Consider the following 3,332-nt stretch of genomic DNA (forward strand, 5'->3'; position numbering starts at 1 on the left):
TTGCTCTTCAACGGGCGGCCCTTCCAGGTGGACTTCTGCTTGTAACTTACCGAGGAGGTTTACCAGGAGTCACCGCGAGCTTTAGCCTGACTCGGTGCTCCGAGATTGCGGGACTTGCGAGCTGAATCGGCAGCTTCGATCTCGGCAGACCGCATCGGGCGGCAGTCGGCCAACTCCCGCCGTTCGACCTTAGGTGCAGGAAGACATTCGAGTGTCGGTACCACCCAAAAAAGCAGTCTCTCAGTCTGGGGAAGATCAGCGCCGCTTCTCGGCCTTATGCGAAAAGGTGAGCCGACGAGGATGAGACGGAGGGCTGCCCGCACAAGAAAAACCCGCAAGAAATCGCAGGCTGAGGCACAGTCATTCGCGGTTTCGGGCCGTACGAATGGCGCTGGTAACTATCGGCCTCGTGGCGTGCACGCCCTCCATTTGGGGGAGGAGCTAGACCTTCGTTGTGAGAGACTTCCACTCACTTATTCCTTGCCGGTCTCCCGGCGCACTGACAAGTTTATTACGCTCTACGGTTCTGATCGGGACTGGATTGCAGTGGCCCGGTCAGGCCCTAAAAGCCAGGAGGGGGCGGCAAGGGTAGGCCGGGTGGGGGCGGCAGCGATGGCAGGGATGGCAGGGATGGCGGGGACGACAGGGACGGCGGGGACGGCGGGGACGGCGGGCGCGGCAGGGACGGAGGGGACGGCAGCTTTGGCAACCCACCTACGGGCGGCTTGAGCATATCGATAACGGATTTCAGCTTTTGGGCGATGGCCTCGGTGACCGCCTTTTTCGCTTCGTCCGCGAGCGCCTCGCACACGGCACGGATGATCTCGGGCGGAGTGGCGCCGTTTGTGGTCGCGCCGATATTGACGAGATGCAGCGGAGGTAGCGGTACCGTAAGCGCGCCTCCGGGCAGGTGAATGTCAAGTGAGAGTGTGCCGCCCATGACGGTGAGGTTGCGGATGATGACCTTGCGCGCGTTGCTGCCGACCCGGATGGCGGCCGGGGTGGCGGAATAGGCCTGGGCGTTGTTCTTGATTGTCTCCAGGTTGCTGGTGGCGGTGGGACTTTGCGCCTTGTAAGTAATCTGCGGCGCGATGACTGTGGCGGAATCAACAATGACAGGGCCACCGCCGAGAAGTGAGCCGCTTTCCACCTGCAAGGCGATACGGTCCACCACTACGGCGTAGGGCGAAGAGAAACCAGTGGGGTTGCCCACGGTAAGTCCATCAAGCGTGCCCACGCCGGTTAAGGGCGAGAATTCGACGCTACCAACGAGCACCTGCGTCTGGGTCGCAAGCGCGCCTTGCGTCTCGATGGTGGACTTGATGGATGGTTCGAACCGGGCGAGCAGGGTCCACAGCGCAATAGCGGCGACGGCGAGCACGGTGGCAACGGCAAGTCCGAGGGTTTTTTGCATGGTGTTGGGTGATCCATGAAAGGCGATGGCCCGTTCAGACGCGCGGCCTTGTTAATCAGCAGTCGCCAATATTGACTACAGAAGTGGCTTTGAAATGGAAAAATGCGAAGGCGGTCTGAAGGGGCTTTGTTCGGATGGGCTACTCTGCAATACCCCCATCCGAACAGCGCGGGGGCAGCGTGTTGAGTGCGCAGCGCAAGGGGACTGAAGGGGCAAGCGGTTGAGCGCGAATCTCGAGTCCGGTGATAGGTCGTTGCGACTGACCTTGCCAGCCGCAACGACCTCAGCTTAGGACTGTTGAAAACAGGTCACTCTGCCTGAACCTTCTTCGGCTTAGGCGGCGATTGCACCTTCGCATACTGGAACTCCGGCGTTGCCTTCAGGGCGTCCTTGGTGGCGCCAGGCAGATATAGATTGCCGCCGCGCACGTCGAGTGCGTTGATGGGCACCGCTACGTCATGCGTGGCGACGCCGAGGAAGCCGCCTGTAGCGACGATGGCCGCCGACACGGAGCCGTCCGGGGCCACGATCAGATCTTTGACCGCGCCGATTTTTTCGTTCTGGTCGTTGTAGACCGATTTGCCCAGCACGCTCTTCTTGACGCTCCATCCCTGCAAAAGCGCCTGGGACTGCTTAATAGTGACGCTCAGAGTCTGTGTGCCGGCGACCTGTGCATGCGCATCGATACATGCTGCAAGTGCCACTGCTACCAATACTGCCTTGTGCAAAGCCATATCGTTCACTCCATCGTTAGATTCGGTTTCTGGCACGTTCTTCGGCCCCCGGGGGCGACGCCGGCCAATGTCCCTTCGCTACCGCGGGCAATGTCCCAATGCCAGTTAAAGGTTGGGGGACGTCGGGAGTCGCATAGGTTAGTGAAACACCGGCCCGGCGCGGCCGAGAGCCTGTATGCCAGATCGTTGGGCGCCAGTTTATCCACTTGCTGTCGGCTTACAAGCCCCGTGGCACCAACTCATAGTTCCCGTTTTTGCAACCTTGCCGGCCTACCGTGCGACAGAACCAACGACGCTTAAGCAAGTCGAGCAGCCGACCCAGACCGTGTACCATCACATCCATTGACGGCCAATGCAATCGTTGTCACAACTGGCTGCCACAGGACGAAGCCCGTGTGTCGGAACGCCGGCAAGTATTCGATGTGCCCCCGACAGCCTGTGATGGGATGAAGCACCTGTCCCCCGTCCGGTTGACGATGAACTGCTACCTGTAGACCATGCCTGACGGACTTACGTGTATGACCGACCTAAGTTCGATAGCTGCCGCTGATGCCGCCCGGAGTCGAACGGCTCAACTGGGTCGATAGCGCCTGTTCGCTTCGCTCGACACCGGTCATTCGCGGTCGGTCCTAGTCGGTGAAGACGAAAGACTGGATTGGCCAGTACTTGCCGGCCGGCACCGGGACGCGGATGACCGTTGAACCTGGGAAGCTGCTGTGGGACAGCACAAGTCCGGACCGCAGAAGAGGGGGCGAATACCGAAGTTCGGTGTGGGACCGGGGCGGAGCAGCGGCGGTGGTTCAATGCGCTGACCCTACCGTTAGCTCGATAGGCAGGAGACGACATTCGCCGCGAGCGCGGATTTTTGTTTGTCGCCGGAGCGGTCTGTCAGCGCAACAGCGCGGCCCCGACGACAACTGCCGATTTCGTTCGACCGTGGTTTCAGGCGGAGCCGTGTTCAAAACCCCCCGGTAACTATTTGATTTTATTAGGACGTATCCGCCGGTTTCTGCGTCTGAGTCGACGCGGAAAAATTCTTGTAAGTCAATGATTTTATTGGGTTTTATTCGTTTGCTCGGCGACTTACATTTCGATACTCGCCGCCAGATTGTCATGTTGCGCGGTCAGCCGGTTCCGTTGTCCGGAACACAGTACCGGCTGGCGGCGCTGTTCTTTTCGAACAT

Annotated in this window: 2 protein-coding genes and 1 pseudogene; 1 reads left to right on the forward strand and 2 read right to left on the reverse strand. The window is 59.9% G+C overall.

The window, feature by feature from the left end; genetic code table 11:
* Positions 1–562: 562 nt before the first annotated feature.
* Both HV744_RS36210 and HV744_RS36215 read right to left on the reverse strand, forming a co-directional pair.
* The gene (locus tag HV744_RS36210; protein WP_175154037.1) at positions 563–1,414 is read right to left on the reverse strand and encodes an AsmA family protein; all 852 of its coding nucleotides are present in this window, start codon (positions 1,412–1,414) and stop codon (positions 563–565) included.
* Between the two features lie 308 nt (positions 1,415–1,722).
* On the reverse strand, positions 1,723–2,148 hold the full coding sequence (locus HV744_RS36215; RefSeq protein WP_175154038.1) for a PRC-barrel domain-containing protein: 426 nt from the start codon (positions 2,146–2,148) through the stop codon (positions 1,723–1,725).
* Between the two features lie 1,074 nt (positions 2,149–3,222).
* Here HV744_RS36215 and HV744_RS37915 point away from each other — a divergent pair.
* A pseudogene (locus HV744_RS37915) lies at positions 3,223–3,332 on the forward strand (DNA-binding response regulator); the annotation flags it as partial.

This window comes from Paraburkholderia ultramafica (genome assembly GCF_902859915.1).
GTDB classification, from domain to species: domain Bacteria; phylum Pseudomonadota; class Gammaproteobacteria; order Burkholderiales; family Burkholderiaceae; genus Paraburkholderia; species Paraburkholderia ultramafica.